24 protein-coding genes are annotated in these 20841 nt (G+C 71.2%); 9 read left to right on the top strand and 15 right to left on the bottom strand.

What is annotated here, in order from left to right; translation table 11 throughout:
* The first annotated feature begins 151 nt into the window (after nucleotides 1–151).
* The 8 genes from motA (at nucleotide 152) to ASF41_RS21590 (ending at nucleotide 6305) form a co-directional block, all read left to right on the top strand.
* Entirely contained in the window at nucleotides 152–1024 is an 873-nt protein-coding gene (gene motA / locus ASF41_RS21625) for a flagellar motor stator protein MotA (protein WP_056213286.1), read from the top strand.
* A gap of 2 nt (nucleotides 1025–1026) precedes the next feature.
* Entirely contained in the window at nucleotides 1027–1959 is a 933-nt protein-coding gene (locus ASF41_RS21620) for a flagellar motor switch protein FliM (protein ID WP_056213285.1), read from the top strand.
* Nucleotides 1943–2242 carry a hypothetical protein gene (locus ASF41_RS21615; protein ID WP_056213282.1) on the top strand — a complete coding sequence of 100 codons (300 nt, stop codon included), beginning with the start codon at nucleotides 1943–1945 and terminating at the stop codon, nucleotides 2240–2242. The genes ASF41_RS21620 and ASF41_RS21615 overlap by 17 nt, the downstream gene beginning before the upstream one ends.
* Nucleotides 2243–2349: 107 nt before the next feature.
* Nucleotides 2350–2739 (top strand): flagellar motor switch protein FliN, encoded by a 390-nt coding sequence (gene fliN / locus ASF41_RS21610; protein ID WP_056277231.1) that lies wholly within the window; start codon nucleotides 2350–2352, stop codon nucleotides 2737–2739.
* 10 nt (nucleotides 2740–2749) lie between these two features.
* On the top strand, nucleotides 2750–3787 hold the full coding sequence (locus tag ASF41_RS21605; protein WP_056497334.1) for a flagellar motor switch protein FliG: 1038 nt from the start codon (nucleotides 2750–2752) through the stop codon (nucleotides 3785–3787).
* 27 nt (nucleotides 3788–3814) lie between these two features.
* Nucleotides 3815–4876 (top strand): flagellar biosynthesis protein FlhB, encoded by a 1062-nt coding sequence (gene flhB / locus ASF41_RS21600; RefSeq protein WP_056496924.1) that lies wholly within the window; start codon nucleotides 3815–3817, stop codon nucleotides 4874–4876.
* On the top strand, nucleotides 4876–5328 hold the full coding sequence (locus ASF41_RS21595; protein ID WP_056496921.1) for a hypothetical protein: 453 nt from the start codon (nucleotides 4876–4878) through the stop codon (nucleotides 5326–5328). The genes flhB and ASF41_RS21595 overlap by 1 nt, the downstream gene beginning before the upstream one ends.
* 293 nt (nucleotides 5329–5621) lie before the next feature.
* On the top strand, nucleotides 5622–6305 hold the full coding sequence (locus ASF41_RS21590) for a response regulator transcription factor (RefSeq protein WP_056496918.1): 684 nt from the start codon (nucleotides 5622–5624) through the stop codon (nucleotides 6303–6305).
* A 133-nt stretch (nucleotides 6306–6438) separates the two neighbouring features.
* Here ASF41_RS21590 and ASF41_RS21585 read toward each other — a convergent pair whose 3' ends face one another.
* Nucleotides 6439–6687 carry a hypothetical protein gene (locus ASF41_RS21585; RefSeq protein WP_082504734.1) on the bottom strand — a complete coding sequence of 83 codons (249 nt, stop codon included), beginning with the start codon at nucleotides 6685–6687 and terminating at the stop codon, nucleotides 6439–6441.
* A 499-nt stretch (nucleotides 6688–7186) separates the two neighbouring features.
* Here ASF41_RS21585 and ASF41_RS21580 point away from each other — a divergent pair, with 499 nt between their 5' ends.
* On the top strand, nucleotides 7187–7405 hold the full coding sequence (locus ASF41_RS21580) for a hypothetical protein (protein WP_056213272.1): 219 nt from the start codon (nucleotides 7187–7189) through the stop codon (nucleotides 7403–7405).
* 25 nt (nucleotides 7406–7430) lie between these two features.
* Here the strand turns inward: ASF41_RS21580 and ASF41_RS21575 are convergent, their stop codons facing one another.
* The 14 genes from ASF41_RS21575 to flgG all read right to left on the bottom strand — a co-directional run bounded on the left by ASF41_RS21575 (nucleotide 7431) and on the right by flgG (nucleotide 20832).
* Entirely contained in the window at nucleotides 7431–7787 is a 357-nt protein-coding gene (locus ASF41_RS21575; protein WP_056277227.1) for a cupin domain-containing protein, read from the bottom strand.
* A gap of 140 nt (nucleotides 7788–7927) precedes the next feature.
* Entirely contained in the window at nucleotides 7928–8551 is a 624-nt protein-coding gene (locus ASF41_RS21570; protein ID WP_082487038.1) for a transglycosylase SLT domain-containing protein, read from the bottom strand.
* Entirely contained in the window at nucleotides 8505–10205 is a 1701-nt protein-coding gene (locus ASF41_RS21565) for a flagellar hook-length control protein FliK (protein ID WP_056496915.1), read from the bottom strand. The genes ASF41_RS21570 and ASF41_RS21565 overlap by 47 nt, the downstream gene beginning before the upstream one ends.
* The gene (locus ASF41_RS21560; protein WP_244479747.1) at nucleotides 10202–11446 is read right to left on the bottom strand and encodes a chemotaxis protein MotC; all 1245 of its coding nucleotides are present in this window, start codon (nucleotides 11444–11446) and stop codon (nucleotides 10202–10204) included. The genes ASF41_RS21565 and ASF41_RS21560 overlap by 4 nt, the downstream gene beginning before the upstream one ends.
* A gap of 14 nt (nucleotides 11447–11460) precedes the next feature.
* Complete coding sequence (locus ASF41_RS21555) at nucleotides 11461–12864, bottom strand: MotB family protein (RefSeq protein WP_056496909.1); 1404 nt, start codon at nucleotides 12862–12864, stop codon at nucleotides 11461–11463.
* 4 nt (nucleotides 12865–12868) lie between these two features.
* Nucleotides 12869–13534, bottom strand: a complete 666-nt coding sequence (locus ASF41_RS21550; protein ID WP_056379902.1) for a hypothetical protein — start codon at nucleotides 13532–13534, stop codon at nucleotides 12869–12871.
* The gene (gene fliF, locus ASF41_RS21545; RefSeq protein ID WP_056496906.1) at nucleotides 13534–15231 is read right to left on the bottom strand and encodes a flagellar basal-body MS-ring/collar protein FliF; all 1698 of its coding nucleotides are present in this window, start codon (nucleotides 15229–15231) and stop codon (nucleotides 13534–13536) included. Before fliF ends, ASF41_RS21550 begins: the two co-directional genes overlap by 1 nt.
* A gap of 109 nt (nucleotides 15232–15340) precedes the next feature.
* Entirely contained in the window at nucleotides 15341–16126 is a 786-nt protein-coding gene (gene fliP, locus ASF41_RS21540; RefSeq protein ID WP_056277206.1) for a flagellar type III secretion system pore protein FliP, read from the bottom strand.
* A 6-nt stretch (nucleotides 16127–16132) separates the two neighbouring features.
* Nucleotides 16133–16627, bottom strand: a complete 495-nt coding sequence (locus tag ASF41_RS21535) for a flagellar basal body-associated FliL family protein (RefSeq protein WP_056213255.1) — start codon at nucleotides 16625–16627, stop codon at nucleotides 16133–16135.
* A 24-nt stretch (nucleotides 16628–16651) separates the two neighbouring features.
* The gene (gene flgH / locus ASF41_RS21530; protein WP_055957344.1) at nucleotides 16652–17368 is read right to left on the bottom strand and encodes a flagellar basal body L-ring protein FlgH; all 717 of its coding nucleotides are present in this window, start codon (nucleotides 17366–17368) and stop codon (nucleotides 16652–16654) included.
* The gene (locus ASF41_RS26730; RefSeq protein WP_244479746.1) at nucleotides 17368–18312 is read right to left on the bottom strand and encodes a MotE family protein; all 945 of its coding nucleotides are present in this window, start codon (nucleotides 18310–18312) and stop codon (nucleotides 17368–17370) included. Before ASF41_RS26730 ends, flgH begins: the two co-directional genes overlap by 1 nt.
* Nucleotides 18309–19436, bottom strand: a complete 1128-nt coding sequence (flgI, locus tag ASF41_RS21520; RefSeq protein ID WP_056349625.1) for a flagellar basal body P-ring protein FlgI — start codon at nucleotides 19434–19436, stop codon at nucleotides 18309–18311. The genes ASF41_RS26730 and flgI overlap by 4 nt, the downstream gene beginning before the upstream one ends.
* Nucleotides 19436–19918, bottom strand: coding sequence for a flagellar basal body P-ring formation chaperone FlgA (gene flgA / locus ASF41_RS21515; protein WP_056213249.1), 483 nt, complete (start codon nucleotides 19916–19918; stop codon nucleotides 19436–19438). The genes flgI and flgA overlap by 1 nt, the downstream gene beginning before the upstream one ends.
* A gap of 125 nt (nucleotides 19919–20043) precedes the next feature.
* A complete protein-coding gene (gene flgG / locus ASF41_RS21510; RefSeq protein ID WP_056213247.1) occupies nucleotides 20044–20832 on the bottom strand; it encodes a flagellar basal-body rod protein FlgG in 789 nt (262 codons plus the stop codon).
* Nucleotides 20833–20841: the final 9 nt, after the last annotated feature.

Below are 20841 nucleotides of genomic sequence, written 5' to 3'. Positions count from 1 at the left end.
CTGTATCGGGTTCCTCCCTAACGCGCGGCCGGGCCGCCGGTGCGTTTTCGCGGCTCACCCGCCCCCGCGCCCCGCCCACCCAGCCCCGCGCAAGCCATCCTGCGTAGGTCCGCTGCATCGGATTCCACATTCCCATCGGAGGCGTTGAGCCTTGGGCGTTCTGATCGGCCTCGTCATCGCAATCGGCTGCATGCTCGGCGGCTTCGTCGCCATGGGCGGCCACCTCGTCGTGCTCTGGCAGCCCTGGGAGTTCGTCATCATCGGCGGCATGGGCGCCGGCACCTTCGTCATGGCCAACCCGATGAAGACGGTGGTCGATACGGGCAAGGCCAGCCTCGACGCGCTCACGGGCAAGGTGCCCAAGCGCAAGGACTACCTCGCGCTCCTCGGCCTGATGCACGCCCTGATCCGCGAGCTGAAGACCAAGCCCCGCAACGAGGTCGAGCCGCATCTCGACGACCCGGCCAATTCCGAGATCTTCAAGGCCTACCCGGACGTGGCCAAGAACGCCGACCTCGTGCTGTTCATCTGCGACTATGCCCGCCTGATCCTGATCGGCAACGCCCGCGCCCACGAGATCGAGGCGCTGATGGACGAGGAGATCAGCGGCTACCGCAAGGACCGCCTCAAGCCCTACGGCGCCGTGACCACGGTGGCCGAGGCGATGCCGGCGCTGGGCATCGTGGCGGCGGTGCTCGGCATCGTCAAGGCGATGGGCGCCCTCGACCAGTCGCCGCAGATCCTCGGCGGCCTCATCGGCGCCGCACTCGTGGGGACATTCTTCGGGGTGTTCATGTCCTACGGCGTGCTGGCCCCCTTCGCGATCAAGATCAAGACCATCCGCGAGAAGCAGAACCACGTCTACATCATCGTGAAGCAGAGCCTGATCGCCCACATGAGCGGAGCAGTGCCGCAGATCGCCGTCGAGCACGGGCGCAAGGGCATCTCGCTCGGCGATCGTCCCACCATTGACGAGGTCGAGAACGCCACCGTCACCGGCGGCGCCCAGCGGGAGGCCGCCTGAGCATGGACGGCCCCACCGGGAACGCCACCGACATCCGCGCCCGCCTGATCGAGGCCGGGGGCCTGTCCCTCGACCGCATGCCGATGCTGAACGTGGTGTTCGACCGGCTCACCTCGGGCTGCTCGGACAACCTGAAGCCCCTCGTCGCCTCGCCGGTCTACTTCGCCTTCAGCGGCTTCGCGAGCGGCCGCTTCGGCGAGATGCTCGACGCCTACGAGAACAACGCGGTGGCGGGCATCTTCCACGCCCCCGAATGGGACAGCCACATCCTCATCGGCCTCGACCGGGACTTCCTCTTCACCATGGTTGAGGCCCTGTTCGGCAGCGACGGGGCCGAGCCGCCGGTGGAGGACGAGCGCGCCTTCTCCAGCCTCGAGATCCGGCTCGCCCAGACCATCCTCGAACAGGTCGGCCGCGCGCTCGAATCGTCGTTCTCCCTGGTCTCCGCGACGCCGTTCCGCCTGGAGCGGACCGAGACCCGGATGGAGTTCGCCGTGATCGGGGGGCGCAACAACAAGGCGGTGGAGGCCAAGTTCACCATCCAGGCGCTCAACCGCGGCGGCGAGATGTTCCTCATCCTGCCCCAATCGGTCATCAACCCGATGCGGCCCGCCCTGTCCAAGGTGCTCACCGGCGACACGGCCGCCCGCGACCCGAAATGGACGCAGCAGATCGCCGCCGAGGTGCAGAAAGCGGAAGTCACCCTCCGGGCGGTGCTCGAGGAGCGCCTGCTGACGCTGGGCGAGATCGCCGACCTCAAGGTCGGCCAGATCATCGGCCTCGACGCCACGCCCTCGACCCGGGTGAAGCTCGAGGGCAACGACCGCCCGCTGTTCTGGTGCCACATGGGCCAGGCGCAGGGCTCCTACGTGCTGCGGGTCGACGAGGCCATCGCACAGGACAAGGAAGGCACACCCGATGACACCGTGGGTTGACACCATTCTCCTCGTGGCCCTCGTGGCGACGAGTGCCTGCGTGGTGCCGATGTACCTCAAGCTGAAGCGCCTCGACCGGACCCAGGCCGAGTACGGCCGCATCCTGACGCAGTCGGGCCAGGCCCTCGCCCAGGCGGGCGACGCGGTCCGCAACTTCAGCACCGAGGGACGCGAGATCCTGGAGGCCCTCGACCAGCGCATCGGCGAGGCGCGCCAGACCCTCGCCGAATTGGAGGCGAGCCGACGCGATCTTGCGGCCACACGCGCCCCCCAACTCGGCTGAGGCCGGCCGATCCGCTTGCGCCCCGGCCGCGTTTCCCCGATCCTTTCCCTTCCGCTGCCAGACGACTCTTCCCCTGACGTTCGATTGCAGCCCCTGACGAGCGGACGATGAGCAACAGCCCCTTCGACGATGCGGACCTCGCGTCCACCGGCACCGCCCCGGTCTTTCCGACCGTCTCGCCCAGCGTCGCGCCCGAGGGGTCGGCGGCCGGCGACGCGCGGATCGGCGATGGCCGCAACCTCGATTCGATCCTGCGCATCCCGGTGCTGATCCAGGTGGTCCTCGGCTCGGCGACGATGCCGGTGGCCAACCTGATGAAGCTCGGGCGCGGCGCCATCGTGCCCCTCGATCACCGGGTCGGAGAGCCCGTGGACGTCACGGTCAACGGCCGCGTCGTCGCCCGGGGCGAGATCGTCGTGGTCGAGGAGGACAATTCCCGCTTCGGGGTCTCCCTCACCGAGATCGTCGGCCCGGCCGATGCCGGCCAGAACGGCTGAGGACGAACCCGTGGCGAGCGTGCCGATCCCCCACCGGACGCAGGGCGTCCACCGGCAGCTCAACCCCGTGGACGAGGTCGCGGCGCTGCTGCTCGCCATGGGCAAGCCGGCGGCCGGTCGCCTGCTGAAGTACTTCGATCCCGAGGAGATCCGGCGCATCACGCGCTCGGCGACGCAGCTCGGCACCGTCAGCGCCCACCAGCTCGACGACATCGTGGAGATGTTCTCGCACGAATTCGCCGCCGACGGGCGCCTCGTCGGCACCGCGTCGGAGGTGGAGAAGCTCCTCACCGGCCTGCTCCCCGCCGACCAGGTCGCCGAGATCCTGGCCGACGTCCGGGGGGACGCCACGCGCTCGGTCTGGGAGCGCCTGACCACGGTCTCCGAGGGCGTGATCGCGAGCTACCTGATCAAGGAGCATCCCCAGACCGCGGCCCTCGTGCTGTCCCGCCTGAAGCCCGCGGCGGCCGCCAAGGTGATGGCCCACCTGCCCCAGCCCACCCGCAACACGGTGATGCGGCGGATGCTGAGCTTCAAGCCGGTCTGCGACGCGGTGATCGCCACCGTCGAGCGCGCCCTGCACGAGGACCTCCTCGCCAGCGGCGCCCGCAACGGCGGGGCCGACACCCACGCGAAGATGGCCGACATCATCAACAAGATGGAGCGGACCCAGATCGACGAGGTGCTCACCAGCCTGTCCGAGTCGCGCCCGAAATCCGTGGAGATCCTCAAAGGCCTGCTCTTCACCTTCGACGACATCGTGAAGCTCCAGCCCCGTGCCCGGACCACGCTGTTCGACGCCGTGCCCAACGACCGCCTGGTCCTGGCGCTCAAGGGCACCGACGCGGAGTTCCGCGGCGTCATCCTCGGCGCCCTCTCCGCCCGCGTCCGCCGCATGGTCGAGCACGAGCTGAACGGCGGCGAGCCGGCCGCGCAGAAGGACGTGACCGAGGCCCGCCGCAGCATCACCGACCTCGCCCTCGAGATGGCCGGGCGCGGCGAGCTAGAGATCAATTCCGGGGACGAGGTCGAGGCCCTCGTCCGCTAGGGACGGTGGCCCGACCCGGCGTGAGCGATGTCCGACGAGGATCAGGAGAGCAAGACCGAAGCCGCCACCGAGCGGAAGATCCGGGAGGCCGTCGAGAAGGGCAACGTCCCGTTCTCCCGGGAGGCCCCCATCTTCGCCTCGATCCTCGGCCTGCTCATCGCCCTCAGCTTCGTCGTGCGCGACGCGGTCACGCCCCTGATGCAGGCGCTCGCGCCCTTCTTCGACCATCCCCGCGGCTTCGCCCTGGAGAACAATCAGGACGTCGCCCGGATTCTCGAAGGAACCGCGGTGGCGGCCGCACGCTTCCTGATCCCGGTCGTGCTGATCCTCGGCCTCTGCGGCCTCGTCTCCGCCCTGATCCAGAACGTGCCGAGCCTCGTGGGCGAACGCATCCGCCCGCAATGGTCGCGCATCTCGCCGGCGGCGGGCTGGGGACGAATCTTCGGAAAAGCGGGTCAGCTCGAGTTCCTGAAATCGGTCCTTAAATTTTTAAGCATCAGTCTCGTCTGCCTGCTGCTCCTGCGCTCGGAGGGCAGCAAAGCCGTGAGTGCCATGTTCACCGACCCGAGCCAGATCCCGGACCTCATCCTCACCGTCTCGATCCGGCTCGTTTCCGTCGTCTGCATCGCCACCATCGTCATCGTGGCCGCCGACCTGGTCTGGTCGCGCCTGCGCTGGCAGCGCTCCTTGCGGATGTCGAAGCAGGACCTCAAGGACGAGCACAAGCAGACCGAGGGCGATCCCCTGGTGAAGAGCCGCCTGCGCTCCCTGGCCCAGGACCGCTCCCGCAAGCGCATGCTCGCCAATGTGAAGCAGGCCACCGTGGTCATCGCCAATCCGACGCACTACGCGATCGCGCTCCGGTATGCGCGCGACGAACAGCCCGCGCCTCTCGTTCTCGCCAAGGGAAAGGACCTCGTGGCGCTCCGCATCCGAGAAATCGCCGAGGCGAACGGCATTGCGGTCGTGGAAGACAAGCCTCTCGCAAGGTCCCTGTACGACAGTGTCGAGGTGGACCAGATGATTCCCGCGGAGTTCTACAGCGCAGTGGCTCAGATCCTGTTCTTCCTGTTCTCGAAGGCTCGCTGATGACCGAGGCGCCTTCCTCCCCCGGAGCCCTGTGCGTGGACGTCCCGGACGTGCTCGCCGATGCCGAGCGCGTCTTCGCCAACGCGATCCGGGACTTCATCGCCGAACTCTGCCTCCTCGACGGCGGCATCCTGATCGGCTGGGTGCAGGCCGCCCGGCACGGGAACATCGCCGACCTCGTCGCCTCCTCCGCCGAGCCGTTCTTCAAGGAAGCGACCATCGCGTACGCGGACGGGGCCGACGTCCGGTTCGACTGGGGCCGCTCGCTCACCGTGGTGCTCGACATGGAGTTCGTCACCGAACCCGTGACGGTGTTCTTCAAGCTCATCCTCGATGGCGTCTACGTGGGCGTCGCGATCCAGCGGATCCTGGCCGACCAGGGCCCGACCTTCTGCCTCGACGGCTTCGAGACGGCCCTCGCCGGGGCCCGCCTGACCCGCGCCGCCGCCTGAGCGGAGGCCGGGCGCACCGGCCCGATCGATCCGGCCCGGCCGCGTCCTCGCAGCTCCTCGCCCGCACCGCGACCGTTTGTCGACGCGCCGATCGCGCGATCACATCCGCGTGTGACCCGAACCTCATTGACGGCGCCGGCGATGCCCGACATTGCTAAATGATAGGCGATTCCCTCGGCCAGGCTGGACTTGAGGAGCGACGTGCAAGGCTCCGTACCGACCCCTGATTGTTTCGCTGTCCAGTTGTAACCCAGCATACCCCCGACCGTCGCAAGATCATCCGGAGATTGCCGATGTATGTCCTGGTCGACGAGCGGCCTTCGGTGAATTCCGGCTACAAGGCGAGCTTCGACCGCGAGGGCATCTCCTCCCTCGGCCTCGACCCGCAGGAATTCACCCACTGGTTCCAGTCTTCCTCCCGGATCGACCGCGAGGCGATCCAGGGCTTCCTCCTGGGCGATTTCGAGGGCCGGGCGAAGTGCGCCACGCTGATCCGCAAGCTGTCGCGCGCGCCCATCATCGCCCTGAGCGACGTGCGCTCCCTTGACCAGACCCTGCAGCTCTTCGAGGCTGGCATCGACGACGTGCTGCCCAAGCCCGTCCATATCCGGGAGATCCTGGCACGCTCCGAGGCGATCTGGCGCCGGGTGAACGCGCAGGCCAGCCCGGTCCGCGAGGCGCCGCCCGAGCCCGAGCGCCTGAAGGTACATTTCGATGGCCGCGATCCCGAGGTGGACGGCGCGGTGCTGCCCCTGCCGCGGCGCGAGCGCCACATCCTGGAGTGCCTGGTGCGCAACCGGGGCCGGCGGATGACCAAGTCGCAGATCTACAACATCGTCTACGGCGTCTACAGCAACGGCGTCGAGGAGAGCGTCATCGAGGGCCACGTCAGCAAGCTGCGCAAGAAGCTCAGCCAGCGCCTCGGCTACGACCCGATCGAGGCCAAGCGCTTCATGGGCTACACCTTCGTCGGCTGAGCCCCGCCTGCCGCGACGCCGATGCACAACGAAACGGGCCCACCGGGGCGGATCCTTCAGGGGATCGCCCGATGAGCCCGGGTTCGACGACCTCGGCGGATGGACTGCAGGGTCGCGGCGGTCGGTCTCTTCCTCAGAAGGAGCCCGTCGTTTCGACTTCGCTGCCGGCCAGCGCGCTCTGCGGGGCGGTGGCGGCCTTCGCGGGGGCGACGGGCTGAGGGGTGGTGGTCAGGTCGCTGAGGGTCCGCACCTGCTGGGTCTCGCGCGCCTGCTCACGGAACAGCGGGGGCGTCAGGTAGAGGGCCTCGCCCGCCATGGCCGCGCCGGTGGCGACGGTGGCGGACGCGAGGACGGTCAAGGCGAAGAGGCGGGTCGCGCGCATCTGAAATCTCCGGTTTGGCTGGCGACGTGCCGGCCGTTGAGGAGATGAAACCACATTTTTGTGCGCTGCGACTTGCTCATTTTGCAACGCACCATAATGCGAAGGCCTCAGCGTCCGACCACTATAACGCATGCTCCAGAGGAGGGTTCGGAGGCTTCGACGCCAAGAGCCATGTCTTCAGCGCATAGGCTTGAAATGGAATATTTGGCCGCGCAAATTTAATTTTCGCGTCTCTCAATCGTATTTTGATGTTATCAGGTGAGAAACAGCACATGCGCCGCGGTTCATCAGCATCCGCCCCACCGATCGCGCGCCTGTGCTTGCAAGAGCGGCTCGCCGGCCGATCCCTGATCGGGCGCGGCCGTCGCCGTGATTCAGCGGCCCGCCCCTTGCGCGTCGTCCTCCCCAAACGCCGAGGGGCGGAGGAATCTATTTACCAAATTCGCCCGCTCACGCAGCCGTGACGGCCGAAAGCCGGCGCGCCGGACGTTCCGTGTTCATGCACATGTCCCGGTCGGCTCTCCCCGCGCTCCAGACCCTGGCGGCCCTGCCAGCCCGTGACGCCGATATGCTGCTGGGGTCCGCGGAACGGATGTGTCGCGCCCAATCGGGTCGGGAACAGCAGAAGGCCTTGCGGCGCATCGCCGTCTATCGCCGTGTCCTCGGCCTGCCGCCGTCGATGCAGCTGATGCAGGAGCGATGGGCGGCCTCCGCGTGAGGACGCGCCCGAGCCCCGGGACGGCTCAGGACCCTGCCGGCGGGGACGGCCCGTCGCCGGGCTCCGCCGTCGTGACCAGGGCCTCCGGGCGTTTGACCTCGATCTCGACGAAGGCGATCGGGTGGTCGGAGCCGTTCATCACGTCGTGCCGGATGCCGGCCGGGCGGGCATAGGCCTGTCCGGCCTCCAGGATGCTGTCGGTGACCCGGTCGCCGTCGTGGACCCTGAGGGTCCCGGCCACCAGCATCACGACGAAGTAGGGCCATCCGTGCTCGTGCCAGCCGGTGACCGCACCGGGCGCGAAATCCCACCGCGTGATGCGCACGGTCGCGTCGTCCTGCTGGAGGGTGGCGACCGCGGGGATGGTGCAGGCAAAGGCCATGGGCGTTCCTTCCTGAGCCGGGATGCTCGCAAAGTCGGCGCCACCTGGCGGGCCCCGGAGGCCGTCCAGGCCACAAGGGGGCTCGGACGGGGGCGTGGCGCGAAAGGACGCTCCGACGGAGTCCCCAACGCGCGCGCCCCTTACTGGCAGAAGCTGCGCGCCCCCGGCGTCCAGGCGCCGAAGCCCGTGGCCACCATGTTGGTGATGACCCGGCAGACATACTGCTTCTGGGCCGGATTGTTGTTCGGACCCGCATGATAGCGCGCCACCGCCAGGGTCCAGCTGCCCTCGCGCGCCTTCAGCTGCTTCAGGAACAGGGTCGCGTACTCGACGTTCTGGCGCGGATCGATCATCGCCTCCAGGCTGGCGAACTTCTCGCGGTGATAGTGGTGGTTGATCTGCATGCAGCCGAGGTCGACGAGCTTGATGCCGCTCGCCCGCGCCTGGGCGAGCTGGCTCATCACGTCGGCGGCGCTGGTGCCGAAATAGGCCCGGCCCTGGATGTTCATGGCGTAGGGCTGCAGCGAGCCGCGCCGGCCGCTCTCCGTCAAGCCGACCGCGTAGAGGACGCCGAGCGGCACCCCGTGCTTGGCCGAGGCCCCCGCCATCTCGCGCTCGCAGATATTGGCCGAGGCCGGCAGCGCCGCAGCCTTTCCCGGCACCGGCGGGGCGCTGTTGGCCAGCGCCCCGCCCAGACCGGAGACGGCCAGGCCGGGGCTAGAGGTAAACGCCGCTGCGATCAGGGCTGCTCGAAACGCTCTCATGCATCCGCTCGTGAAGGTCGGAGGCGGCCGGATCGCCGCCCGGGGAGGACCGGCGCCCGGCCTGGTCCGGGGTGGGGCGGCCCTGGTTCGCACCGGACTCGCCCTGGCCCGGGAAGCCCTGTGCGCCCTGTGCGCCCTGTCCCTGTTGCGAGCCTGGATTCCCCGATGCGCCCCGGCCGTCGGCCGGGGGCGACGCGACGGTGACGGTGACGCTCTCGGGCCGGTAGCCGCCCTGGCGCAGGAGATCGTTGAGGACCTCGCCGCCCTCGCGGAGCAGGCGCGCCGAGTCCTCGCGGCTGGCCTGAAGACTCATCTCGAGCTGGCCGTCGCGCAGGCGCATCCGCACCAGAACGGTGCCGAGGTCCGCCGGATGAAGCTGCAGCGTGAGGAGCTTCAGGGGGCCCTCCCCCGTCGGAGCCCCGGGCAGCGCGCCGGGGACGGCCCCGGCCGGTCCGCGCGGCAGCTCCGCCAGGATAGCGGCGGCCACCTGCTGGGCCGGCGCGGCGGCCGGGCCGGACAGGGACCCGGCCGGCAGGGTCAGGGGGGTGGACAGGTTCGCGTCGGCAACGCCCGGCAGGGCCGGCGCGAGGCTGCTCCGGGCCGCGCGCGCGGCCGCGGTGCCGGTCTCGGCGGACGCCGCCACCGGATCGACGCGCAGGATCGCAGAGGGCGTCGCGGGGGGCCGCTCGGTCCCGCCCGGTCCCGCGCCGCCACGGACGGGATCGCGCGCGGGCATGCCGGCGTCGCCCGAGAGCGATCCCGGCGCGCGCGCGGGGGCGGCCGCCGCGGTCGCGGAGACGAGGGCGGCCTGCGTCGGGGGCTGCGCCGGAAGGACGGGGGCGCCCGATGCGGGCAGGTTTGCCGGGCCGGTGGGCGGCGCAGCCGGGGTCGGGCCGACCGCAGCGGCGGCTTCGCCGGGAGCCAGGCCCCCCGCGGCGGCGGCCAAGCCCCCCGCGGCGGCGGCCAAGCCCTCCGCGGCGGCGGGCAGCCCCCCAGCGGCGGCGGGCAGGAGCGCCGCAGCATCGGGCAGGCCGGGCGCGCCCGGCGCCGGGACGGCCGCCCGCGATCCGCCGAGGAGGCTCGGAAGCACCGGCGCGAAGTGGGTCTCGCGCTGGAGCACGGCGATGCGGGTCCGCGCCTCGGCGCCCGCGGCCTGCGGCACGCGGCCGGCGGCGACCGGGTCCGTCCCGGCCAGCAGGTCCGCCCCCGGAAGCAGGTCCGCCCCGGCCAGCGGGTCCGTCCCGGCCGGACCGTCCGGTCCGCCGGGCCGGGTCGCCGGGCCGCTGGCCACGGCCTGCCCCGGGGCCTGGGCCGGCAAGGCGCGGGCCACCAGGGTCTCGAGGGTGATCGCCTGCGGCTTCGGCGCCGGGGCGCCGGCGGCGAGGGCGGCCGTCGGAACCACGAGGGCGAGCAGGGCCAGCGGATCGGTCTCCTCGCCGGACGGGGCCGGGGCGGCCTCGTCGTCGCGGCGGCGGCCCGGCCGATCGGCTTCCGGCGTGGGCGTCTCGTCCGCGTTGCGTCCTCCCCCGAGGGCGCCCAGCACGGCCCCGAAGGCATCGCGGGGCGCCTCCGGCGTCTCCGAGCCTGCGCCGCGGGGGCCGGGCGCGTCCGACAGGGCGCGGGGGCCGGGACTGGTGGCACCGAGGGTGTTCAACGCTCGCTCCTGCGCATGATCTCGTCGATGCGCCCGATGGCGTCCTGCGCCCGGGCAATGGATGGCGCGACCGGCAGGACGCGGGGACCCGTGGGGTCCGCCTGGACCGGGATCGGGGCGGGCGGCCCGGCCCGGATCTCCCGGGCGGTCGAGAGCGCGGCGTCCAGGAGGTCGCGGTCGGCGGAGTCCAGCACGGTGCGGTCGGTCATGCGCAGGGTCTCGACGGATTCGTCGAAGCGCCCCTCCACGACGAGGAGGGCCGCCGCGCGATAGAGGCGCGCGCGCACCGCCTCCGGCGAGCCGGGCTCCGCCAGGGTGGCGCCGCGCTCGGCGGAGAACACCGCCGTGGTGGTCTTGCCCTGATCGAGGGCGGCCCGGGCGAGAAGGAGGTAGAGCTCGCGCCGCCCCTCGATCTCGATCTCGTCGAGCATGGCCTGGAGGCGGGCGAAGCGGACGTCGTCGCCGGCAAAGTCGAGTCGGGTGAGCGCGGCGGCGAAGCGCTGGCGGAAGTTGCCGGCATAGACCGAGTGGCGGAAGCGCCGCAGGTACTGCACCGCCAGGGTCTCGAATTTCGCCAGGTCGTTGGCCTGGGCCAGCACGAAGATCTCGCGGCGCAGTGCCCCCTCCTCCACCAGGGTGCCGGGGGCGAGCAGGCGCGCGAGGTCGAGGAGGCGGATCGACTGGGTGGGATCGTCGCGCACCACCAGAGCGGATTGCGCCAGGGCGAGCTGCGCGCCGAGACTCACCGGCACGACCAGCGGGTCGATCTTCACCAGGAGGGCGCGGGCCTCCTTCTCGCGTCCCTCGAGATAGGCGAGCGCGCCGAACACCACCGGCCGCTCGGCCTCCGGCACCTTGCCCGAGGCGACGAGGTGGCGCAGCAGCCCCGGGCCGCCGCCGCCGAGCCCGAAGGTCACCGCCGCGTGCACGCTGACGGGGTCGGCCCAGGTCTCGGGATCGAGGCCGAGCATGCGCGATTTGGCCAGGGACAGAAAGGCGCGCTGGCCCTGATGGGCCTGGGCCGAGCCCTGGGCGATCCGGTCCTGGAGCAGCTGCAGCGTGCGCACCAGCTCCACCGGAACCGGGCGCGGGGCCACGGGCAGGGGCTCGATCGGGGCGGCCGGGGCGGCGCCGTGATCGCTTCCGCCGTGATCCCCCGCGCCGTGGGAGTCCGCCCCCCAGGCGGCCGGGACGAAGCCCAGGCCGGCGAGCAGGACGCAGGCGATCCGCGCGCGGCGCATCCCGGCGGCCCGCATCACTCGGGCCGCGCCCGCAGCAGGATCTCGATGCGCCGGTTCTCGGCCGCCTTCGGATCGGCGGGGTTGCGCGGCTGACGGTCGGCATAGCCCTCGATGCGTTCCAGGCGTGCGTCGGGCACGCCGCCGCGCACGAGCATGTAGGAGGCCATCTGTGCCCGGGCCGAGGACAGCCGCCAGTTGTCGTAGACCTCCGAACGGAAGGGGCGCGCATCGGTGTGGCCGCGCACGACGATCCGGCCGGGCCGGTCCTTGAGGATGCGGGCGACCTGCTCCAGGGCCCGCACCACCTTGGCCTGCGGCTCGGCCGAACCGACGCTGAACATCGCGAAGTTCACCTCGTCGGTGAGGCTGATGAGGATGCCCTCGCCGGTGCGGCGGACCTCCGTGCGGGGCGCCGGCGCGCCGCCCTGCATCGGCAGCACCTTGGCGATCTCGGCCCTGATCTCGGCCAGCGTCGCGGTCTCGGCGGCATCGGCCGCCTGCCGGGCCTCCTCGGCCGCCCGGGCCTCCGCGGACCTGGCTTCCGCAGCCGCCTTCTCTGCGGCGGACTTCTCGGCGGCCGACTTGGCCTCGGCCGCAGCCTTCGCGTCCTTGGGCGCCTCGGTCTTGGACGCCTCGGTCTTGGACGCCTCGGTCTTGGGCGCCTCGGCCTTGGCCAGGAGCGCCATTACCCTGGCGTCCGTCTCGCCCGGCAGGGCCGAGGCGACCTTGATCACGGCCGGCTTCGCCCCGGGGGCGGCCGCGCGCACGTCGGGGCGCGCCTCCTGCGGCAGGGGGGTCACCGTCCCGGTGGACCCGGCCTGCTCGATGCGTGTCTTGGCGAGGGGCGCCACCTGCCAGTAGAGCGGATCGAAGGGATCGCGGGCGGCCTCGCCGCCCTTGATGCCGGGCTCGCCAGTCTCGGTGACGACCGCGTCGGCCGAGGCCGTCTCCGGGCCGGGCTCGAGCTCGGCGGCGAGCTTGGCCAGGACGGCGTAGGGGTCCTGGAACAGGGCCGCCTCGCGGGCGCGGCTGCCCGGCGGCCCGGAGGCGCTCTTGCCGTCGGTCTTGGCGTCCGACTTCGCGTCGGACTGGCCGCCCTTGCCGTCGGCGCTGCTGTCGCCGGTTCCGCCGTCGGGCTTGCCCTCCTCCGGCGTGGGCTCGCCGGGCTTGTTCTGGGGATCGCGCAGGCCCTTGCGATCGAAGCTCACGTCGGCGAGCTTCACCGGGTTGAAGTACTCGGCGATGGCCGACTTCGTCTCCTTGGTGGTGGAGCCGATCAGCCACAGCACCAGGAACAGCGCCATCATGGCGGTCATGAAGTCGGCGAGCGCGATCTTCCAGGCACCGCCGTGGTGACCGTCCTCGTGGTCGCCGTGGCGCCGGATGATGATGATCTCGTGGTGGCCCTCGTCCGCCATCGGGTCAGGCTCCCTGGACCGCGGCGGTCATGAGGCGGCCCCAGGCGCCGAGCTGGGTCTCGATCACGGTCTGGTCGGCCTGCACCGTGACGTCCACGGCCTCGGAGGGCTGGAACGCGAGGGTGGCCTCGAAGGGGCCGAGCTTGCCCGCCACCGCGTCGAGGAGGTCGGCCGGTCCGCTCACCCGCACGGGCGCGCGGGCCTCGCCGAGGATGCGGGCGAGGCTCTGGGCCAGCTCGTCGACGGCCTGGCGGCGCAGGGCCTCGGTGAGCACGGGCACGAGGAGATGCCCCACCCGGTCGGTGAGTCCGGCGCCGAGGGCCTGGAGCGCGTCGGCGAAGCCGGCCGCGAGGCGATCGCCCTCTTCGACGCACCAGGCCTGGCGCATTTCGATGAGGCGGGCCGCGTGATCGGCCTGCAAGCAGGCGATCACCGAGGCGGACTCGGCCGCAGCCTCCGCCCGACCGAGTTCGCGTCCGCGCTCCAGGCCCCGGGCCTCGGCGGCGCGGAGCAGGGCCTCGCGGTCCTCGGGCGGTTCCACGGGCTTGCGCAGGAGGGCCGCGAGCCCTTCGGAGGGACGGGGCGCGGCGGTGTGGGGCGCGGGGGCGCCGCGCACCGGCACCACGGCGTCGGAGAAGTCGGGCAGGAGGCGGGCGATCACGGGGGCCATCACGCGGCCTCACGCAGCAGCCAGCGCTTCAGGATCTCGGCGGCCTGCACCTCGTCGGCCTCGATCATCTGCTCAAGTCTCTTCTGCGGCGAACGGTTCAGCTTCTCGGTGAGGTCCTCGATCATGCTGGCGACCGGGCTCTGGCCGGGGGCCGCGAGGCTCGGGACGGCGTCCGAATCGGCGCCGAGGGCGGCGTTGGGACCCGCGAGCGCCGCGTTCGGCGCGGCCGCCGCGACGGCCTGGGCCTCCGCCGCCGCGGCCAGGGCGCGGGCCTCCTCCTGCTGGGCGGCCGGGATCTCCAGGATGGCCCGCATGGCGGGGCGCAGGCCGAACCAGATCAGCAGGCCGGCGACCAGCAGGATGGTGCCGGCGTTGATGAGGGTCGCCGACTGGCGCATCAGCACGTCGGTGAGGCTGAGGGGGGCCACCGGCTCCAGGGGCTGCCCGTCATTGACGAAGCCGACGGCGGCGACCTTGACGTTGTCGCCGCGCTCCTTGTTGAAGCCCGCGGCCGAGCCGACGAGCTGCTCGATCTCGGCGACCTGCGCGTCGATGGCGGCCTTGCTGGCATCCGGCCCGGCCAAGGCGGCGAGGCGGGCGCGGTTGACGAGGACCGCCACCGAGATGTGCTTGATGTTGTAGCCGTCGCTCACCGTCTGGATCGTCTTCGAGGAGATCTCGTAGTTCGTCAGATCCTCGCGCTTCTGCGTCTCGTTGCTGGCGGTGTCGCCGCCATCCGAGCGGGCGCGCTGGTCGGGCAGGTTCGCTTGCGCGGTGGTGGGCCGCTGGCCGGCGTTGCGGTTCTGCGAGTTCTCGGTCTCGCGCACGGCCCGGGTCGAGCGCTCGACACGCTGGTCGGGATTGAAGATCGTCTCGTTTTGCACCGTCTTGTCGGTGTTCAGGCGCGCCGCGACGCTGACCTCGAAGTTGCCGACGCCGAGATAGGGGGTCAGCGTCCGGCGGATGTTGTCCTGGACCTCGTGGCCGATGGTCTTCTCCAGGGTCGCCATCTTGCCGGTGGGCACCGCGTTGGCATCGTCCCCGGAGAGCAGGAGCGAACCGTCCGAGCCGATCACGGTGACGCGGTCGGGCTTCATGCCGGGCACCGCGGAGGCGACGAGGTGGCGGATCGACTGGGCGCCGCTGACGTCGTCGGCGGGCTCGGTCCGTACCACCACGGAGGCGGAGGGGGGCTGCTGGTCGCGGCGGAACGAGCCCCGGTCGGGCAGCACGATGTGGACCCGGGCGGCCTTCACGCCCTTCATGCCCTGGATGGTGCGGGCGATCTCGCCCTCCAGGGCGCGCACGCGGGTCACCTCCTGCATGAACGAGGTCATGCCCAGCGAGCCGAGGTCGTTGAACAGCTCGTAGCCGGACTTGGCGCTCTGCGGCAGGCCCTTCTCGGCGAGCAGCATCCGGGCCTGGGCGGTGTGGCCGTAGGCGACGAGCACCGCCGCGCCGTCGGCGCTGACGTCGAAGGGGATGTTGGCGTCCTTCAGGACGCTGCCGATGCGCCCGACATCCTCGCGGCTCAGACCCGTGTAGAGCGGCTCCTGGGCCGGGCGGCTCAGGTAATAGGCGCCGAGGCCGACGGCGAGGAACACCACCACGCCGATGAGCGACAGGGCGGCGATGCGCCGTCCGCCGAGGGCGAGGATGTTGTTCCAGAGCCGTTCGGCGTGCTGAAGACCGGACATTCGGTGGGCTGCTCCGCTTCGGATCCGCGATCCGATCCCGTCCTGTCGCCCGCCAGCCTTGCGCGGAGATTGCGTCGCGACGCGCCAGGCGGCCCGCGCCGCCGAAGCGCTAGAAGAACGACCGGACCAGGCCTCCCACCAGCATGTTCCAGCCGTCGATGAGGATGAAGAACAGCACCTTGAACGGCAGCGAGATCACCGTGGGCGGCAGCATCATCATGCCCATCGACATGACGATGGTGGAGACGATCATGTCGATCACCAGGAACGGCAGGGCGATCAGGAAGCCGATCTCGAAGCCGCGGCGCAGCTCCGAGATCATGAAGGCCGGGATCAGGATGCGCAGGTCGATCTTCTCCCCCCCCTCGGCCTTCGGGATGTTGCGGCTGGCCAGATCCGTGAAGGTCTGGAGGTCCTTCGGGCGGACATGCTGGGTCATGAACTCCCGGAACGGCTCGACGAGCTTCGGGATCGCCTCCACCTCGGAGATCCGGTTCTCCGTGAGCGGCTTCAGTCCCTCCTCCCAGGCCCGGTCGAAGGTCGGCGCCATGACGTAGAAGGTCATGAACAGCGACAGGCTGACGAGGAAGATGTTGGCCGGCGTGCTCTGGAGGCCGAGGCCCGAGCGCAGGAACGAGAACGCGATGGCGAACCGGGTGAAGCTCGTCACCATGACGAGGAGGCCGGGGGCCAGCGACAGCACGGTGAGCAGCGCCACGAGCTGCAGGATGCGCCCGCTCGCCGCCCCGTTCCCGGCCGGCAGCAGCGCATCGAGGGCGGGCAGGCCCGTGGCCGACTGGGCCAGCGCCGGCCCGGCGAGGGCGAGGCCGGCGCCGAGTCCGGCGGCGAGGGCGAGGCCGGCGGTGACGGATCTTGAGAGGGTCGGCACGGTCATGGGCCCCTACTGCACCACCAGCATCTCGACGATCAGCTCGCGGACCTGCCCCTTCGTGCGCAGGGCCACCCGCTCGTTGAGGTCCTCGCGCAGGTGCAGGAGCCCGCTGGCACCCTCGATCTGCTTCAGGGAGACGGTGCGCAGGTAGGCGACGATGTCGGAGCGGATCTCGGCGAGCGCCACGTCCGGGTTCGGCACGGCGCCGGTCTTGAACACGACCGAGGATTCGAGGCGGACCCAGGCGTCGTTGGTGTCGGCGAGGTTGGTGACCACCGAGCCGACGCTGCGCAGGGCGAGGTCGCCGGTGTATTTCAGGACCTTGACCGCCTTGTCCTCCTCGTCCTTCTTCTTGCCGTCCACCGCCTTCTCGACGGTGGATAGGAGGTAGAGGCCGAGACCGCCGCCCGTGCCGATGGCGACGAGGCTGGTCAGGGCGAGGGCCAGGATCCAGCCCTTGCCGCCGCCCTTCTTCGCCGCCGTCTTGTCGTCCTTGGCCGCCATGGTTCCGCTCCCGCCCCCCAGGTCTCAGAACGGCGCCAGGGTCTCGAAGACCTGCTGACCGAAGGTCGGCGCCTGCACGTCCGAGATGCGGCCGCGCCCGCCATAGGAGATGCGCGCCTCGGCGATCTTGTCGTAGTCGATGGTGTTCTTGCGCGAGATGTCCCGCGGCCGGACGATGCCCGCCACGGTCAGCACGCGGACCTCGTTGTTCACCCGCACCTCCTGCGAGCCGCTGATGACGACGTTGCCGTTGGGCATCTGCTCGGTGACGATGGCGGCGACCTGGAGGCGCAGCACCTCCGAGCGGTCGATGTTGCCGGCGCCCTTGGTCTCGGTGGAGGAGCGGATGCCGGCATCCGCGGTGGCCGTGTCCTTCAGGGCCGAGACGCCGTAGCCGAAATCGAAGCCGAGGCCCGACTTCTGGCTGCGCGAGCGGTCGCTCGAATTGCCGAACTGCGCCTTGTCGTCGATGAGGATCGAGACCGTGATCACATCGCCGATGTTGCGGGCGCGTGGATCCTGGAACATCTCCGCGCTGCCCGGCGCCCAGGTCGAGTGGTAGGTCCGGCGCCCGAGGGAGCCGTAGGTGGTCGGCAAGGCCTCGCGTGGCGGCTGCAGGCCGGTGCCGATCGGCGTCAGCAGCGGCGCCTGGCCGATCCGGTCCACCGGCGTGTTGCAGGCGCCGAGGGCGGGCGCCGCCAGCACCAGGATCAGGCCGGCCCGGAACGTGTTGGGAAGCATCAGGATTTCTCGCTCGTGCGGGGCTTCTTGCCCGGCTCGGTCTTACCCGCGCCGGTCTTGCCCATCTCGGTCATCATGCGGGCCAGCTGCGCGGCGCGCGCGGCCTCCATCTCGCTCAGGATCGCGCTCGCGTTCCGGGCGTTGAGCTTGGTCAGGATCGCAGCGGCGCCCTCGTCGGGCATGTTGGCGAGCTGGAGCGCGGCGGCATCCGCCCGCATCTTGGTGTAGATCGCCACCACGCCCTCGTCGGCCTTGGCCAGGAAGGCGTCGCGGCGGGCGAGCCACGTCTCGTACTCGGCGCGCTTGGCCTCCAGGGCGGCGATCCGCTCCTCGACCTGCCTCTCCAGGGTCGCCAGCTGCTCCTTCTGCCAGGCGAAGCGGGCGTCGGCGGCGGCGTCCGCGATGCTGGCGCAATAGGCCGGTGGCTTCGGCGCGGGCTTGACCGGCTCCGGCTCGGGGGCCCGGATTTCGGCGACCTGCGCCGGTTCGGCGGGCTTCACCTCGGACGCCTTGGCCTCGGACGCCTTGGCATCGGACCCCTTGGCATCGGACCCCTTGGCATCGATCGCCCCCGTGGTCTCGATCGGCTGGGACACCACCGTGACGGGCTCGGCCGGGCCGACCGGTGGGATGACGCCGGCGACGGGCTTGTCTGCCACGGGCTTGGCCGCGACGGCGAGGCGGGGCGCGGCCGGCTTCGCCGCGGCCTTCGGGAGCGGGCCCGGGTTCATCCCCGAGATCGCCGGTCGGCCGCCCTCGACGGCGCCGGCCGGGCCGAGGCCGAAGGCGGCGAGCGCCAGGACGCCGACGAACAGGAGGCCGACGAACAGCAGGACCCGCAGCGCCATCAGGGCGAGCCAGAGGGCGGGCCGGGTCAGGCCGGGCGGGCGCACGACGAGGCGGGCCGCCGCGCCCGGCAGGGGATGGCCGTTGGCCGCGCTCATTGCACCACGAGCTCCGCCTGAAGCGCCCCGGAGGTCTTCACCGCCTGGAGGATCGAGATGATGTCGCTGGGCTTGAGGCCGACGTTGTTGAGGCCGCGCACCAGGGTCTGGAGGTCCGAGCCGCCGATGATCGCCATCCGGCCGGACTGCTCGTTGACCGCCACCTCCGTGCGCGGCACCACCGCCGTCTGCCCGTTGGAGAACGGCGCCGGCTGCGAGACTTCGGGGGCCTCCGTCACCCGCACCGTGAGATTGCCGTGCGTCACCGCCACGGTGGAGATCTGGACGTTGCGGCCGATCACCACCGTGCCGGTGCGCTGGTCGACGACGACGCGGGCCGGGGTGTCGGGGTTGACGGTGAGGTCGCCGATCTCGGCCACGAACCGGGTCTGGGCGATGTTGCTCGGCCGCATCAAGGCGATGGCGCGCTGATCCCGCGGGGCCGCGACCCGGCGGTTGAAGCGCGCCAGCGCGTAGGCGTTGATGGCGTCGGCCACCATGGTGGCGGTCTTGAAGTCGGGGTTCTTCAGCTCGAACACGAGTTCCGGCAGGTCCCGGAAGGTGCCCGGCACCTCGCGCTCGATCAGGGCGCCGTTGGGGATGCGCCCGGCCGTCGGCACGCCCTGGGTCACCGTCTCGGCCTGGCCGCCGACGCTGAAGCCCGAGACCGCGAGGGGCCCCTGCGCGGCGGCGTAGGTCAGGCTGTCGCCGCCCATCAGCGGCGTCATCAGCAGGGTGCCGCCCTTGAGGGAGGTGGCGTCGCCCAGCGAGGTCACGGTGACGTCGATGCGCGAGCCGGTGCCGGTGTAGGGCGGCAGGTCGGCGGTCACCATCACGGCGGCGACGTTGCGGGTGCGCAGGCGGGCGTCGCGGACGTTGATGCCCATGCGATCGAGCATCGACTGCAGGGATTGCTCGGTGAACTGGGCGTTGCGCAGGGTGTCGCCGGTGCCCTGCAGGCCGGTGACGAGGCCGTAGCCCACGAGCTGGTTGTCGCGCACGCCCTTGAGGGTGGCGATGTCCTTGATCCGGGTGCCGGCCAGGGCGGGCGCGGGCAGGGCCAGGAGGAGGGCCGCGGCGAGAGCCGGGAGCTTGGTGAGGATTTTGGCCAGGAGGCGGCGCATCAATGGTCCCCGGTCCGGATTCGGCCGTCGGCCATCACGGTGCCGAGCACGATGCGGTTGGTGTCGGTGTTGCGCACGCGGATGACGTCGCCGAGGCCGCCGTTCTGGAGCGGCGCGCCGACGGCGGTGATGAGCAGGCCCTGCTCCTCGAACACGATCTGCGTCGGGGTGCCCCGGCTGACGAGGCGGGGATCGTCGATGGCGTTGACCGGCACCGGCTCGCCCGGGAGCAGCATCCGCTTGGCGACGCGCCCGGAGATCGCCAGGGCGGCGTCGACCACGGCGGTGCGGGCCTTGAAGCTCTCCGGATAAGCCTGCATCCGCAGCATCGACGGCTTGATGGTGTCGCCGGGATAGATCGTCACCGTCGGCACCGGCAGCATCAGGTCCTCGGCCGCGGCCGGCCCGGCCAGCAGCGCGAGCCCGACGGCGGCGAGGCGGCACCGGCTGCGCGGGGAAAGGCCCGGAAGGTGAATACCCATGACGTGGTCGCGCCCTTGGAGAATGCCCGAACGGGCGGCCACGGCCCCGGCGGAGAGCCGGTGCCGCCCGTCGCCGCCGCGCGGAGGTGGGGGTATGGGGCTAGGCGGCGCCGCCGCCCGACCTCTTAGCGGATGCCCTTGGAGATCGTACCGGCCATCTCGTCGGCGGCCTGGATCACCTTCGAGTTCATCTCGAAGGCGCGCTGGGCCGTGATCATGTTGGTGATCTCCTTGACGGGATCGACGTTCGAGCTCTCCAGGTAGCCCTGCTGCAGCTTGCCGAAGCTCGGGTCGCCGGGCACGCCGGTGACGGGGGCACCGGAGGCCGCGGTCTCGCGGTAGAGGCCGTTGCCGAGGGGCTCCAGGCCGGCATCGTTGGCGAAGTTCGCCAGGGTGATCTGGCCCAGGTTCTGCGCCTGCACCTGCCCGTCCACCTTGGCGAAGACCTGGCCCGACTGGTTGATCACCACGTCGACGGCGCCGTTGGGGATGAGGACCGCCGGGTCGAGGGCGTAGCCCTCCAGGGTGACGATCTGGCCGGTGTTGTTGCGGTTGAAGGCCCCGGCGCGGGTGTAGTTGATCTCGCCGTTGGGGTTGGTGATCTGGAAGTAGCCCCGGCCGTTCACCGCGAGGTCGAGCTGGTTGGCGGTGTTGGCGAGCGGCCCCTGGCGGTGCAGGTTGCGGATGGCGGCGGTGCGCACGCCGAGGCCGAGCATCGCGCCCTCCGGCACCGGCTCCTGGCCGGCCTGGTTGGGCACGCCCTGCTGGCGCTCGGCCTGGTAGAGCAAGTCGGTGAACTCGGCCCGCGCCCCCTTGAACCCGGTGGTGTTCAGGTTGGCGATGTTGTTGGCGATGACCTCGAGGTTCATCTGCTGGGCGTTCATGCCCGTGGCCGCGATGGCGAGCGCTCTCATGGTGTCCCG

The sequence above is a fragment of the Methylobacterium sp. Leaf111 genome (genome assembly GCF_001423285.1).
Classification (GTDB): domain Bacteria; phylum Pseudomonadota; class Alphaproteobacteria; order Rhizobiales; family Beijerinckiaceae; genus Methylobacterium.
Note: the sequence above shows the minus strand (reverse complement) of the source record. Positions and strands in the feature narration are given on the sequence as shown.